At 71.5% G+C, this 13,493-nt stretch carries 15 protein-coding genes; 9 read left to right on the top strand and 6 right to left on the bottom strand.

Translation table 11 applies throughout. The features are described from left to right. Complete coding sequence (locus ACFO0C_RS32880) at positions 1–159, top strand: hypothetical protein (protein WP_378070769.1); 159 nt, start codon at positions 1–3, stop codon at positions 157–159. Between the two features lie 157 nt (positions 160–316). Here the strand turns inward: ACFO0C_RS32880 and ACFO0C_RS32875 are convergent, their stop codons facing one another. Further along, positions 317–1,216: a helix-turn-helix domain-containing protein gene (locus tag ACFO0C_RS32875; protein ID WP_378070635.1), complete on the bottom strand. Its 900-nt coding sequence runs from the start codon at positions 1,214–1,216 to the stop codon at positions 317–319. A gap of 170 nt (positions 1,217–1,386) precedes the next feature. On the opposite strand from ACFO0C_RS32875, the gene ACFO0C_RS32870 reads away from it, so the two are divergent. Beyond that, on the top strand, positions 1,387–1,572 hold the full coding sequence (locus tag ACFO0C_RS32870; RefSeq protein ID WP_378070768.1) for a DUF397 domain-containing protein: 186 nt from the start codon (positions 1,387–1,389) through the stop codon (positions 1,570–1,572). A gap of 8 nt (positions 1,573–1,580) precedes the next feature. On the opposite strand, the gene ACFO0C_RS32865 is transcribed toward ACFO0C_RS32870, so the two are convergent. Further along, positions 1,581–2,222, bottom strand: coding sequence for a DUF5753 domain-containing protein (locus ACFO0C_RS32865; RefSeq protein WP_378070634.1), 642 nt, complete (start codon positions 2,220–2,222; stop codon positions 1,581–1,583). A gap of 150 nt (positions 2,223–2,372) precedes the next feature. On the opposite strand from ACFO0C_RS32865, the gene ACFO0C_RS32860 reads away from it, so the two are divergent. Genes ACFO0C_RS32860 through ACFO0C_RS32850 form a run of 3 tightly spaced genes read left to right on the top strand, consistent with a single transcriptional unit; the run spans position 2,373 to position 5,761 of the window. Continuing rightward, on the top strand, positions 2,373–4,340 hold the full coding sequence (locus ACFO0C_RS32860; RefSeq protein ID WP_378070633.1) for a histidine kinase: 1,968 nt from the start codon (positions 2,373–2,375) through the stop codon (positions 4,338–4,340). Beyond that, complete coding sequence (locus ACFO0C_RS32855) at positions 4,340–5,014, top strand: response regulator (protein WP_378070632.1); 675 nt, start codon at positions 4,340–4,342, stop codon at positions 5,012–5,014. The genes ACFO0C_RS32860 and ACFO0C_RS32855 overlap by 1 nt, the downstream gene beginning before the upstream one ends. A 24-nt stretch (positions 5,015–5,038) precedes the next feature. Further along, positions 5,039–5,761 (top strand): LamG-like jellyroll fold domain-containing protein, encoded by a 723-nt coding sequence (locus ACFO0C_RS32850; RefSeq protein WP_378070631.1) that lies wholly within the window; start codon positions 5,039–5,041, stop codon positions 5,759–5,761. Here the strand turns inward: ACFO0C_RS32850 and ACFO0C_RS32845 are convergent, their stop codons facing one another. Then, the gene (locus ACFO0C_RS32845; RefSeq protein WP_378070630.1) at positions 5,762–6,343 is read right to left on the bottom strand and encodes a TetR/AcrR family transcriptional regulator; all 582 of its coding nucleotides are present in this window, start codon (positions 6,341–6,343) and stop codon (positions 5,762–5,764) included. A 130-nt stretch (positions 6,344–6,473) separates the two neighbouring features. Between ACFO0C_RS32845 and ACFO0C_RS32840 the strand changes: the two genes are divergently transcribed. Then, complete coding sequence (locus tag ACFO0C_RS32840) at positions 6,474–7,472, top strand: lysylphosphatidylglycerol synthase transmembrane domain-containing protein (protein WP_378070629.1); 999 nt, start codon at positions 6,474–6,476, stop codon at positions 7,470–7,472. 63 nt (positions 7,473–7,535) lie between these two features. Here ACFO0C_RS32840 and ACFO0C_RS32835 read toward each other — a convergent pair whose 3' ends face one another. Next, a complete protein-coding gene (locus tag ACFO0C_RS32835) occupies positions 7,536–8,078 on the bottom strand; it encodes a hypothetical protein (protein ID WP_378070628.1) in 543 nt (180 codons plus the stop codon). 72 nt (positions 8,079–8,150) lie between these two features. Here ACFO0C_RS32835 and ACFO0C_RS32830 point away from each other — a divergent pair, with 72 nt between their 5' ends. Together ACFO0C_RS32830 and ACFO0C_RS32825 are read left to right on the top strand one after the other, a co-directional pair. Then, a complete protein-coding gene (locus ACFO0C_RS32830; protein ID WP_378070627.1) occupies positions 8,151–8,717 on the top strand; it encodes an HAD family acid phosphatase in 567 nt (188 codons plus the stop codon). 57 nt (positions 8,718–8,774) lie between these two features. Continuing rightward, the gene (locus ACFO0C_RS32825) at positions 8,775–9,959 is read left to right on the top strand and encodes an MFS transporter (protein WP_378070626.1); all 1,185 of its coding nucleotides are present in this window, start codon (positions 8,775–8,777) and stop codon (positions 9,957–9,959) included. Positions 9,960–10,220: 261 nt separating this feature from the next. Here the strand turns inward: ACFO0C_RS32825 and ACFO0C_RS32820 are convergent, their stop codons facing one another. Both ACFO0C_RS32820 and ACFO0C_RS32815 read right to left on the bottom strand, forming a co-directional pair. Continuing rightward, a complete protein-coding gene (locus tag ACFO0C_RS32820; protein WP_378070625.1) occupies positions 10,221–10,982 on the bottom strand; it encodes a hypothetical protein in 762 nt (253 codons plus the stop codon). 68 nt (positions 10,983–11,050) lie between these two features. Beyond that, positions 11,051–11,620 carry a DUF4232 domain-containing protein gene (locus ACFO0C_RS32815; RefSeq protein ID WP_378070624.1) on the bottom strand — a complete coding sequence of 190 codons (570 nt, stop codon included), beginning with the start codon at positions 11,618–11,620 and terminating at the stop codon, positions 11,051–11,053. A 185-nt stretch (positions 11,621–11,805) separates the two neighbouring features. Here ACFO0C_RS32815 and ACFO0C_RS32810 point away from each other — a divergent pair, with 185 nt between their 5' ends. Further along, a complete protein-coding gene (locus tag ACFO0C_RS32810) occupies positions 11,806–13,104 on the top strand; it encodes an MFS transporter (RefSeq protein ID WP_378070623.1) in 1,299 nt (432 codons plus the stop codon). Positions 13,105–13,493: the final 389 nt, after the last annotated feature.

Genomic DNA, 13,493 nt, shown 5'->3' with positions numbered 1-13,493 from the left:
ATCCTCGGCGAGCGGCGCGGCTCCCGCTGGGCGACCCTGGAGGCGACCAGCGGAAAACGCCGCGTCGTCCTCTACCGCTCCCGGAACAGCAGGGAGTTCCAACGGGTCCGGCGGGCGGTCATCCGCGCTGTCGAGGCCAACCGCGATCCCCGTCCCTGACCTCCACGCCGGGCCGGCAGACGACTCGGCCCGGCGGCTGATCGCCCGGCGGCCCGTTGCGCGACCGGGCAGAGGACCGGGGCTCCCGGCCGATCGGATTTCGTCGAGGTCGGTCCTCGCCGGGGCTGTTTCGCGGCGGCTGCCGGCCTCCACGGCCTCAGGCGCCCGGCAGGGCGGCACGCCTCGCGCGGATCATGTCGAGCGCGTCCTGGCCGGTCAGCCCATATCTCAACAGGTCCTGGAAGATCGTCTTGAACAGGCCGGTCTGCTCTTCCTCAGTGGTCAGAGCGTCCGTGCCGGCCGCGGTCTCCACGAACAGCACGTCGCCGTGATCCGACCCGGCGAACTGCAGCAACTCGAAGGTGCCGCCGATTCCCGAGTGGTGCGCCAGGCTCAGCGGGGTCACGCCGAGGGTGTAGGTGTCGTCCTTCTCCGCCAGCGCGAGCAGGTGATCGAGCTGGCGCCGCAACACATCCGGCCCGCCCAGGGGGCGATGGAGAACCGATTCGTCGATCACTGCCACGATGCGCGGCGAACCCGGCTGGCCCAGCCGCTCCCGGAACGCCCGCTGCCGGTCCATCCGTAGCTTGACCAGCGCCAGCACATCCTTGTCGCCGGGACTGCGGCGCATGGACAGGGCGGTGACTGCCGCAGCGTACTCCTCGGTCTGGAGCATGCCGGGGACGAGCAGCAGCTGCCAGATGTTGATCACGGCGGCCTCGTGCTCGAACGCCACGAACCGCTGGAAGTCGCCGGCCAGCCGATATCTGCTATACCACTGCCGGGTCCGGGAGGCCTGCGACAAACGGGCCAGGGTGTCGACCACGTTCTTGTCCTCGACGCCGTAGAAGCGCAGGAGCGCCCGCACCTCCAAAGGCTGGACGGTGACGTCGCCGCTCTCGATGCGATTGAGTTTCGACAAGGACCAGCCGGTCAGCTCGGCCACAGTGGCCGGGGACAGCTCGCTGGACTCGCGCAACTCCCGCAGACGCTGCCGGACGAGATGCCGGGCGATCGTGGGGCCCACTTCCACCGGAGGCTCAGCCGACACGGGCATGGTCGGCTCCCTCGAAATCTGCGCGATGCAAGTGGCGAAATTCCATCCGCCGAATCCTATCGTACGAGCCGGTCAGTGCCCGATTGTGCAAGCCATCCACGGTTCTGGATTTCCGGTACTCTGTGTGGTTGATCGGCTCCATCGGGGTGCTTGATCTACGGGAGGTTCACATGACTGGCCCGGGTCAACTCACGTGGCGGAAAAGCCGTCGAAGCAGCAGCGGGGCATGTGTGGAGATCGCGGACCGCGACGGCGCGGTCTTCGTCCGTGATTCCAAAGACCCGGCCGGACCGGTTCTGACCTTTCCGGTGGCCGCCTTCCGCGACTTCGTCGAGCAGCTCAAGGGTCTCGGCTGACCCCGGGCTCACAGCTCGTCGCTGATCTTCTCCAGCAGGTGTCTGGCCTCGGACCCCGTCACCGACGACGCGACCAGGCCTTTCACCAGGTCCCGGTGGGACCGGGCTCGCTCCTGGTCGGAGACGACCAGCTCATCGCCGGCGGCGCCCTCGAAGAACAGGGCGCTCTGCCCGTCGGCGACCTCGTGCACCTCGAACGTGCCGATCTGTCCCGGATGGCTGCCCGAGCCGAACGGGACGATCGCCAGATGCACGGTCGCCAGCTCGGAGAGGGCGATCAGGTGGGCGATCTGGTCGCGCATCACGGCTGTCCCGCCGACGTTGCGGCGCAGTGCGGCCTCGTCGACAGCGGCCCACAGGTGCGGCGGGTCGGTGCCCCGCAGTCGCTCCTCGAAGGCGGTCGCGCGATGCACCCGCTGGCTCACCCGCTCGGCCAGGCCGGCATCGCCGCCGGGTAGGCCGGTGATGCCGCCGAGGAGGCCGGCGGCGTAGCCGGGGCGCTGGAGGAGGCCGGGCAGGTGCGTCAGCTGGTTGTGGAAGATCTGCTCGGACTGCTGCTCCAGCTCCCTGAGCTGGGCGAAGGCTTCCGGGCCGCGGGCGTCGTGCACCTTTGCCGAATCCCCGGCACTCATCATCCTCAGTCCCCTCATGTGGTCAGCCCGATTGAGTCTAGGCCGATGGCGTGTGGCTGGTTGCGCAACGCAGGTTACAAGATATGCCCGATTCCAAGTCATGGGCCGTCACGCCGACCCGCGGGTCAGGCGACCGGCGGAGGTCGCCTCTCGCTAGAGTTCCGGTCCATGGCCAGGTGGACGCTTCCGGGGCTGCTCGTCGCGGGCCAGCTCCTCTTCTGGCCGGGTCTGCCGCTGATCGCCGGCGACCCCGTCGGCTGGCTGGCAGCGACCGTCGTGATCGCGGCCTGCCTGCTCGCCGGGGCGGCCCTGAGCCGGCGGCGGGAGCGGCCTCTCCCGGTGTTCGCCGTGGTGCTCGCGGGCAACGTGGTCGCGGTTCTCGTCGCACCCGTCGACAGCCAGTGGATCGAGACCGGTGACGCGCTGCTGTTCCTCGCCATCACGCCGCTGGTCGCCCTGTTCAGTGTCGCCGTCCACGCCCCGGGCCGGTTCCTGCCGGCCGTCTTCGCCACCGCCATGGCCGAGCAGCTGCTGGCCTCGGTCGTGCAGGACGGTGAGCCCGGTGTGGACTGGGCCTTCCAGGCGCAGGCCTTCTCCGCGGCGGTCGTCCTCTACGGGCTGGTCCTCCTGTTCGGACGGCGGCGACGGCGTTTCAACGCCGAGCGTGCCGACGCGGCCCGCCGGCTGGACGCCGCGCGACTGGCCGGGCGCGGAGCCGCCGACACCGAGCGGCGCCGCCTCGCGCGGGAGCTGCACGACGTCACCGCACACCACCTGACGTCGATCGTCGTCAACTCCTCAGCCGCCGAGATGCTCGGTGATCAGCGGCCCGAGCTGCGGGCGGAGGCGCTGGACTTCGCGGCGCGGACCGGGCGGGAGACGCTGGAGGCGCTGCGCCGGCTGGTCGCGATCCTGCCCGTGACGGCGGGGCGCGACGACACCCCGTCGCTGGGCGATCTCGCCGACGGCTTCCGCGCGCTCGGCCAGCGGATCACCGTCGACCTGCCGGAGGGCGATCCACCGCCGGACCGGGCCGCGGCGGTCTACGGGATCGTGCGGGAGGCGCTCACCAACACCCTGCGGTACGCGCCGGGCGCGCATGTGCTGGTCCGCTACACCACGACCGAGCTGCTGGTCGAGGACGACGGTGCGGCCGGGCAGGTGACCGGGCTGGGCGGTGGGCGCGGCGTCAGCGGGATGCGGGAGCGGGCCCAGTCACTCGGCGGGGAGTGCACCGCCGGGCCCCGCGACGGTGGGGGCTGGCGGGTGCGGGTCGTGCTGCCGGGAGACGGCGGGAGCGTGCGGACGGCGTACCCCTGGCTCCGTGGTCCGACCGCGGCCTCGGCCGCCCTCGTCTTTCTGCTGGTGGTGGTGGTGACCAGCATCATGGCCGTGGGCGAGGAGGGCCTGCCCCGTACCGCCGCCGCTGTGATGTTGCTGGCCCAGGTCGTGCATGCGGTGCCGTTGCTGTGGCGCCGGAGGGACGCCTGGTGGTCGTTCGCGGCCGTCGTGGTGACCGGTCTCCTCGTGCCGCTGCTGGTCGTGCCCGGCCCGGTGCCGGCCCAGTTCGGCTACCTGCTCCTGTTCGGGTGTGTCGTCGATTTCGCGGCGGTCCACGCGGTGGCGGCGCGGGGGAGCCGGCCCGGCCTGACCTGGCTCGCCGTTCCGGTCAGCGCCGGGACGCTGGCGTTCGTGATGGCCGTGCTGCTGGCGGTCGACGACTCCGACAAGGAGTTCGCCCTCGGCGGGACGGCCGAGCGGGTGGCGTTCGTCGCCGTCATGACGCCGTTGATCGCGATCGTGTTCGCCGTACCGGCCGCGGCCTGCTGGGGTTTCGGGTTCGCCGGGCGGCGGCGCCGGGACCGCCTGCGTGAACGTGAGGCCGACGGGCTGGCCACCGAGCTGGAGCAGGCCGCGTTCCAGGCCCTGCTGGAGCGCCACCGGATCGCGGCGGGCCTGCACGAGGACGTCCTGCGGCACGCCGCCGACGTGCCGGGCGCGGCCGAGCGCGGCGATCTCACCGAGGTCCTGGGCGCGGCCCGGCGGGCCCTCACCGCGATGCGTTCGCTGCTGGACGGCCTCGGCGGCCGCCCGGAAAGAACTCCCCCGGAGGTGTCGCCATTACGGTCCGAGTGATGGTCGTGGACGACCAGGTGATGGTGCGGGCCGGGCTGGCCGCCATCGTCGGCTCGCAGCCGGACCTCGAGGTGGTCGGCGAGGCCGGTGACGGCGCGGCCGCGGTCGAGCTCGCCGGGACGCTGCACCCCGACGTGATCCTGATGGACATCCGCATGCCGGGTGTCGACGGCCTGACCGCCACGGCCCGGCTCACCAGCGGGCCGAACCCGCCGCGCGTGCTGGTGCTCACCACGTTCCACCACGACGCGTACGTGTTCCAGGCGCTGCGGGCCGGCGCGTCCGGGTTCCTGCTGAAGGACGCCGAGCCGGCCGACCTGGTGGCCGCTGTGCGTACCGTCGCGGCCGGTGACGCCATGCTCAGCCCGGCGGTGACCCGCGGCCTGATCGACGCCTTCGCGTCCGGAGCGGTGTCCGCGGCGCCGGAGGCCGACCCGCGCATCGACGCGCTGACCCCACGGGAGCGGGACGTGCTGGTCGCGATCGCCCGGGGCCTGTCCAACGCCGAGATCGGTGAGTCGCTCGGCATCACCACCGGCACGGTCAAGGTGCATGTCAACGCGCTGCTCGGCAAGATCGGCGTCCGCGACCGGGTGCAGGCCACGATCGTCGCCTACGACACCGGCCTGGTCAGCCCCGGAGCCCGACACCGCAGCGGTGGCGCCGGCGTTTGACCCGGTGTGAGGTTCTGCCGCCGGGTGCTGGTGTTCGCCGTGTTCATCGTCGTGATGCTGGTCGTGCCCGGGGCCGTGGTCCCGCGCGGGCCGGGTGGCTCGTCGTCGGCGGTCTGGGTGACGCCCGGTGTGCCGCCGGTGGAGACGATCGCGTGGTACGGGTTCGAGGGGCCGGAGCCGTGGGCCGATCTGACCGCGTTCACCGGCAACGACGGCCGGGTCCGGTGGGTGCCGCACGGTCCGGGCCAGGCCGTCCGGTTCCCGTCGCCGTGTTCGCGGGAACCCTGTCCGCGGCTGATCCTGCGGGCGCTGAACCGGCCCGAACTCAACCCGGGAACGGCGCCGTTCAGCTTCGGTGCGACGGTGCGGCTGTCGCCGCGGCACACCACCGACGGGCAGAACGTGCTGCAGAAGGGTTACGCGGTCGAGGGCAGCCAGTACAAGCTGCAGATCGACGGCAGCGCGGGACGGCCCAGCTGCGTGCTCGTGGGTGCTGGGTCGCGGAGGATCCACCTGGTGATCGCCGACGTGGGGGTGGCTGACGGCGCCTGGCACCGGCTCGCCTGCAGGCGCGGTCCGGCCACACTCGGCATCCTGGTCGACGGGGTGCCCCGGGCGGGCGTGCCGATCCCGGCCGGGCTGCGCATCGACAACGCCATGTCGCTCAACGTCGGTGGCAAGAGCGCCCACGGCGACAACGACCAGTTCCACGGGGCGGTCGACGACGTGTGGATCACCCGGCCGTGATCACGGTTTCCGGAGGAGGGCGTCGACCAGGTCGCGCAACGGTGCGACCAGGTCCTCCGCGGTGGCCGAGGCCAGCGGCTCCAGGCCCGATTTGGTACGCAACAGCGCGATCCCGGCCGAGGCGGCGAGCACGATCTGCGCCCGCAGCAGCATGGTCTCGTCGTCCTCGGGCCAGCCGGCGGCCGCGGCCAGTCGCCTGCCGTAGGAGCTGAGCAGGTCGAGCCGGATCCGGTCGGCGGCCTCGTCACCGGACGAGCGCAGCAGCAGGACCAGATGGTGGGGGAGGCCCTGGGTGCACGGGCCGGCGATCTGCCGGGCGATCGCCTCCGGGGTGCGGCTCAGCGGTGTGTCGCCGGTGGTGCGCCTGATCTCGTCGACGCTGCTGGTCAGGCAGGCCTCGAACAGCCCCTCCTTCGACTTGAAGTAGCGGCTGATGAGGGCCACGTTGACACCCGCGTCGTCGGCGATGTCGCGCACCGTGGTGGCGGCGTAGCCGTCCCTGGTGAACCGCTGCAGAGCCGCCTCCAGCAACAACTGCCGGGTCTTGGTGGCGTCCCGCCGGCGCGGTGAAGTCGCTTCCACGGCCCTCCTTCCACTCTGTTGTGCCAGCTTATCCGGCGTGTTGATGTGACGTAAACGTCCGTTGACCAGATATGCCGTACGCCGATACGGTTTTTAAGTCAACATCTGTTTACCAAGTACGGGACCGCGCATGACCACCTTCGTGGAGAAGGCGCCGCCACGACGGATGCCCTGGGCCGTCGCGGTGATCGTCGCCGCCGTCCTCGGCGCCGAACTGGCCCTCGGGTGGCGCTCGCTCGCCGGCGCCGTCGCCCACCTGCACACTCCGCACCCGGGCTGGCTGGCCGCCGCGCTGCTCGCCGGGACCGCCGCCATGCAGGCCTACGCGCGGATGCAGCGCCACCTGCTGCGCTCGGCCGGGGTCCGGGTGTCGATGCTGCGGCACATGGCACTCGCCTACGCCGCCCACTCGCTCAGCGTCACCCTGCCCGGCGGGCCGGCGTTCTCCACCGCCCTGAACTTCCGCCAGATGCGCCGCTTCGGGGCCTCACCCGCCGTCGCGTCCTGGTGCATCGCGCTGTCCGGCATCCTGTCCGCGGCCGCGCTCGCCGCCATCACCGCGTTCAGCACCGTCACCGCGAGCGGTACGCCCGACTGGCACACCTTCGCCGCCCTGGCCGTCGCCGGCGTGCTCGCCACCATCGGCGTCCGCCGGCTCACCCGGCACCCGGACAGCCTGACCGCCGTCACCCGGCCCGTCCTGATCCTGGTCAACCGGCTGCGCCGCCGGCCCGCCGACCACGGTCAGGACCGTATCCAGGGCTTCCTCGAACAACTGCGGGCCGCCCGGCTCACTCCCGGTCACGGGGCCGCAGCCGTCACGTTCGCCCTGCTCAACTGGCTGCTCGACGCGGCCTGCCTGTGGCTGTGCTGCATCGCCGTCGGCGGCGGGACGATCAGCGCGGGGCAGTTGCTGCTCGCCTTCTGCACCGGGATGGCCGCCGGGACGATCACCATCGTTCCCGGCGGCCTCGGCATCATCGACGGAGCCCTGATCCTCGGCCTGATGGCCGGGGGTATCGGCACCGAGATCGCGATCGCGGTGGTCGTCCTCTACCGGCTGATCACCCTCGGCCTGATCGTCGGCGTCGGCTGGCTGTCCTACCTGGCCATCCGCCCATCCCGCTGAAGCCCGCGCGCCGACCCACGCGCCGGCCCGCGCGCTGACCCGTGGTCCGGAGCGAGCCGCTGGTCACGCGAAGTCGCGGTACTTGATCTTTGCCCGGCGGCCGTCGGGGTGGTGCCAGACGATGCCCTCCCGCTTCGGGTGCGCGAGCAACCATGCACGGAGTCCGGCCAGTTCCCGAGGGACTTCCAGGCGCTCCGCCTCAGCATGTGCCACGAGCATGTGTCCCCGTACCCCCTCGGGATTGCCGTTGATCTTCTCCCCGATGAGCTCGTAGGTGCCGGACGGGCGCGCCTGCGGCGACCCGGCGACCGCCTCGGCGTGGTATCGGGCGTAGCTGGACTGCTCGATCGGCTCCCAGCCGACGGTCTTGCCGGTGTTCTCGTCGGTCATGACCGGCCGGTAGCCGGGCGGGCGGGTGCGGCCCGGCCGGACCTCGCGGCGGGCCCACCAGACGCCGTCGTCGTCGAGGAGGACGCAGGTTCCGTCGTATTTCCGGGTGGCGATCCCCTCGCCGTCGAGGACCCACTGACAGGCGGGGTTCGCCTCGGGCAGCACGCGCTTACGGTCTTCCGGGTCGCGCTGGAACAACGTGGGAATCTTCTCCATGAACGTCATCTTCGCACCGCGACAAAACGGATTTCAGTTTCCGTTCATCTATGATCATCGATAATGTGGCGCATGCGAACCCTCTCCCTCCGCATTCTGGTGACCACCGTCACCGCCGCTCTGCTGACCGGCGCGGCCGCCACCCCGGCCAGCGCCGCGGCCCTGCCGTCCCGCGCCACCTGGCTCGCCGACGTCCAGGCCGTCACCGACCAGGCCGCCGACTACCTCGACGACCGGCTCCCGGCCAGTGGCATCCGCGCGGCGATCGTCCTCGACATCGACAACACCGCGCTGCAGAGCAAGTACAAGCCGTACGACGCCACCCCCAGCGTCCTCGCGCTCTCCCGGCAGGCCCGCGCCGACGGGGCGGCGGTCTTCTTCGTCACCGCGCGGCCGGAGATCATCGAAGCGGCCACCGAGATCAACCTGAGCGTCGTCGGATACCAGTGGACCGACATCTACACCCGGCCGACCTTCGACTTCTCCGACAACCAGACCCTCAAGACCAAGGCCCGCATCGACATCGAGAAGCGCGGCTACACCATCGTCGCCAACGTCGGTAACAGCGCCACCGACCTCGGCGGCGGGCACGCGGAGCGCACCTACAAACTGCCCGACTACGACGGTCAGCTGGACTAACCCCCTGGGTGCGGCCTGGCGAGGTCCCCGCCAGGCCGCACCGCTACCGTTGCTCCGATGACCGGGACCGCCGCACAGGGCCAGACACTGCGACAGCTCGGCCCCACCGTCTACCTGCCGTCCGCGGTCTTCTCCACCGGCATCGGCGCGGTCGCCCCCGTCATCGTCCTCACCGCCACCGGCCTCGGCGCCAACCCCGCGGTCGCGGCCGTCGTCGCCGGGCTGCTCGGGCTCGGCCAGATCAGCGGCTCCCTGCCGGCCGGCGTGATGATCTCCCGGGTCGGGGAGCGGCGCACCATGCTCGCGGCGTCCGCGTTCGCCGTACCGGCGCTCCTGGCCTGCATGTTCGCCCCCAACGTCCTGCTGCTGGGCGCCGCCGTCGCGCTCCTCGGCATCTGCGGTTCGGCGTGGGCGCTGTCCCGGCACGCCTACCTCACCGAGGCGGTCCGCCCCGAACTCCGCGCCCGCGCGATGTCCACCCTCGGCGGCGTCGGCCGGATCGGCACCTTCACCGGCCCGTTCCTCGGCGCCGGAGCCATGCATCTGGCCGGCCTCGACGGCGCCTACCTGGTGGCGATCGCCGGCGTCAGCCTCGCCACGGTGGTCCTGATCGTCCTGCCGCCGGTCCCGCACGACCGCGCCGTGCCACCCGGCGCCGAACGCCCCCGCCTCTGGACGATCATCCGTACCCATCAGCGCACCCTCCGGACCCTGGGTTTCGCCGTGCTGCTGGTCGGTGCCCTCCGGGCCTCCCGGCAGACGATCCTCCCGCTGTGGGGCGTCTCCCTCGGCCTGTCCCCGGCCACCATCGGCCTGATCTACGGCGTCTCCGGCGGCATCGACATGCTGCTGTTCTATCCGGCCGGCAAACTGATGGACCGCCACGGCCGCCGCGCCGCCGCCGTCCCCGCGATGGCCCTCCTCGGCGTGGCCCACACCCTCCTGCCGTTCGCCGGCGGGGTGTTCGGGCTGGCCGCGGTCGGTGTGCTGATGGGCGTCGGCAACGGCCTCAGCGCGGGCCTGGTCATGACCCTCGGCGCCGACGCGTCACCGTCCGCAGGGCGCGCCGAATTCCTCGGCGCGTGGCGGCTGTGCTCCGACATCGGCCAGGGCGGTGGACCGCTGCTGATCGGTGCCATCACCGCGGTCGCGACACTGTCGACGGCGGCCGTCGCGGTCGGTGGTTCCGGTCTCCTGGCCGCGTTCCTGTTGCATCGGTGGATCAAACCCCAGCGTTCGTAGGGCTAGAACCGCCCCACCCGATCCACCCCGTCCCGTGATTCCCCCGCGACGCCGGCGTACCGTCCCGGCCCGGCCGCCTCCGCCGGGCCGGATGCGACCCTCACCACCTCTACCGGCCGGTGACCACGGGGAGACCTGGTGGCACGTCTTCCATGCCCGGTACATGCCGTTGCGGGCGGCCGGCTCCTCCCCGAGCGGCAGAACCCTCGCCGTCGCGGTCGGCAGCGACGTCACCCTGTGGTCGAGGTGAGCGAGGCGCGGTCAGGGAGTGATCAGTAGGCCGTCGCCGATCAGCCGGACGTCGGGAATGCGGCCGCCCGGGACGTAGGGCACCACCCCGAGGGTCTTGGCATCGTCGATGCGGAGCTGCTGACCAGGGTTGAGGACGTGCCCCTCGGCGAGCATCCGGGCCAGGTGGTTGAGGATCTCGGCGGCCTCGCCGAGCTGATCCTTCGGCACCCCCATCACCAGGTCCGGGTGACCGAACTTGGTCATCCCCCGGGTGTGCACCGCATGCCCGAACCCGGGGGAGACGTCAGCTTCGGCGACCACGCTGATCTCGCGTAGCACGGTGAACGGCCGTCGCGGGTCCAGCCCGGCGATGGCCTCGGCCGACGACCAGTCGTGCGCGAACACGTCGAGCACCGCCGTCGCCCCGGACCGGCACGCCGCCGCGGCGACCGCCCAGGCCAGCTGGAGGTGGGTCAGGTCGGCCGGGTCCTGAACCCGCACCTGGATCGAGTAGCAGCAGGTCGCCGCGTCCAGCAGCCGCAGGTCGGGCAGCTCCCGCTCGGCCAGGCTGCGGAGCGGCCCGGTGCGGAACCCGTCGACCCACTCGGGGCTGTCCGCATGGCGGTGCAGACGCACGTCGAGCGCGTCGACCGGCGCCGTCGACGGGACCGTGCCCGCCAGATCGAGCCCGGTCAGCACCTCGCCGGGGGCGAAGACGACCAGGAACACCGCCGCCTCCCGGCCGGACGGTCGATGGGCGGGCCGCTGCCAGGGCTCGACACGAAGATCCACCCGCCCATCCTGCCAGCCTCGCGACCACCTGGCGACCCGCCTCAGAGCCCGGCGGCCCGCTTCGCCCGTCAGCTCCGGCGGACCCACGGACTGATCGCGACCTTGCCCGTGTTCCCGGCGTCGATGTGGAGTTCGAGCAGGTGGCGGGGCGCCCCGGGGGCGGCGGCGACCCGGACGAACTCACCGACCGCCACCGTCTCCGCGTCGGTCGTCAGGTTGCGCCACACCAGCAGGGCGGAGACCGATCCGCCCGGTTCGACGGTCTCCTCCTTCGGCTCGACCTGCCACGGCGGCAGGGCGGTGACCTCGCCGACACCGTGCAGGACACGCAGGTCGAGCGGCTCCCGGTCCTCGCCGAGGACGGCGAGTTCGGGATAACCCTTGATCTGGTACGGCTTCGTGCCGCAGTTGTGCAACTCGATGCCGACGGCGCGCAGCCCCGACGCGGCGTCCTCCCCACTGACCCGGACCAGGAGCCCGCCGACACAGCGGGGTCCCATGTCGGGCACCGCCGACGACACGACGGACACCGACGGCACCGGCTCGACGGGCACCGACCGTCCCGTCCCCGGCACGGTGCCCGGCGGCGCACACGCCGTCAGCAGCAACAACGCGGGCAGAGCCGATGCTCGTCTCATGGCCACCTCACGACGATCTGTCCAGTGATGTAGTAGCTGACATCGTCCAGCCGTACCGACGTCGCGTTGATGCTCAGCGGGTGCGCCTCCCGCACCGCCGGACAGGTCGTCCGGAAACCGCGGCACACGCGGGGGAAGACGATATTCATGGGTACGGGGAGGATAGCGGCACTACAGTGACGGCCGTGACCCGAGAACGGCTGAGTCAGCGGCGGGTCTACTACCTGCTGAGCGCGGTCTCCGGGTTCCTCTTCACGTTCGCTTTCACGTTGCTGCTCGTCTTCCACGTGCGGGTGGCGCATCTGACACCGGTCGAGCTGGTGCTCGTCGGCACCGTCATGGAGATCACCTGCCTGCTCGGGGAAGTGCCGACCGGGGTCCTCGCAGATGCACGGTCGCGGACTTTGTCCGTACAGATAGGGCTGATTCTGATCGGTCTTTCCCTGGTTCTGCAGGGGGCGCTGCCGGTGTTCGGCTGGATCCTCGCGGCGCAGGTCGTGTGGGGGATCGGATACACGTTCACGTCCGGGGCGATCGAGGCGTGGATCGCCGATGAGGTGGGCGAAGACCAGCTCACGCACGTTTTCCTGCGTGGCCGGCGGTTCGGGATCGGCGCGATGATCCTGGGGTCGGTGGCGGCCGGGGCCGTCGGGACGCTCGATCTACGGATGCCGATGCTGATCGCCGGCGGGGGCTATCTCGTGCTCGCCGCCGTCCTCGTCGTGATCATGAAGGAACCGCACTTCACGCCGGCCGCCGCCGGGGACCGGCTGACCTTCACCCTGATGCGTGACACCTTCGCGGCCGGGGTGCGGCAGGCCCGGCAGCGGCCGCTGATTCGCTCGTTTCTGCTGGTCAGCCTGCTTGCCGGGTTGTCCGGGGAGGCGTTCGACCGGCTGTGGACGGCGCATCTCATGGAGAGTTTCCGGCCGCCGTCGGTGGCGGCCTGGTTCGCCGGGCTCGCCATCGTGGGACAGTTGATCGGCCTGGCGGTCAACTACGGCGTCGAGCGAGCCGGGCTGACCGAAACTGATCGGCCGGGTCGGCTGCTTGCGGTGCTGACCGTCGTGCAGGTCGTGGGGATGGCCGGGTTCGCGCTCGCCGGAACACTGTGGGCGGCCGTCGGGGCGCTGTGGGCGCGCGACGCGGCGCGGGCGTTGAGCGGGCCACTCGAATCCGCCTGGCTCAACCGGGGGATCGACTCGTCGTCGCGGGCCACGGTCCTGTCCGTCAACAGCCAGTTCGACGCGTTCGGGCAGGTGGTGGGCGGGCCGCCGCTGGGCGCGCTGGCTGGGCGGACGTCCATCCCGGTGGCGTTGCTGGTGTCCGCGGGGTTGCTGGCACCGGCCGCCTGGATCTTCACCCGCCTGGCCCGAACCGCCGGCGGCGGCCGCGACGGCTCGGACCGCGGCGGCCTTGCAGGTGGCGGACCCGCCGGTGGTGATTCCCGTCCCGCCGTCGGCCCGACGGAAATCGGCCAGTAGCGCTATCGCCAGCCGTGCGGGCCTCGGCCGTGCGGGTCTCGGCCATATCGCCGGTCGTGGGGTCCCGTCGCGGCGATGGTCTTGCGTTACTCCCGGTCAGCGTGGAGTCGCAACATCGTCGGCGCTTGAAGTTCGGGACCGGCGTCACCGGCGCAGAATTCGGAGGCGGGCCAGGCGGCGGATTCACGGAAGTGCGACAGTCGAGCGGCGACCAGTCGGTCAAGATCTGGCCGGGCGACCCGGTGAACGTACTGGTCAGCGCACTAGCCGAGTCGGCGGTCGCCGTTTCGCCTGAGCCGGTCTCTGCCGTGCCGGCGTTAGCGCGGCCTTAACTTTCACACAGCGCGCCCATAGTGATCTTCCCGCGAAAGTTCTCCCTGTCCGGAACA

It is taken from the genome of Actinoplanes subglobosus, assembly GCF_042650585.1.
In the GTDB taxonomy this organism is placed as follows: Bacteria; Actinomycetota; Actinomycetes; order Mycobacteriales; family Micromonosporaceae; genus Actinoplanes; species Actinoplanes subglobosus.
Note: the sequence above shows the minus strand (reverse complement) of the source record. Positions and strands in the feature narration are given on the sequence as shown.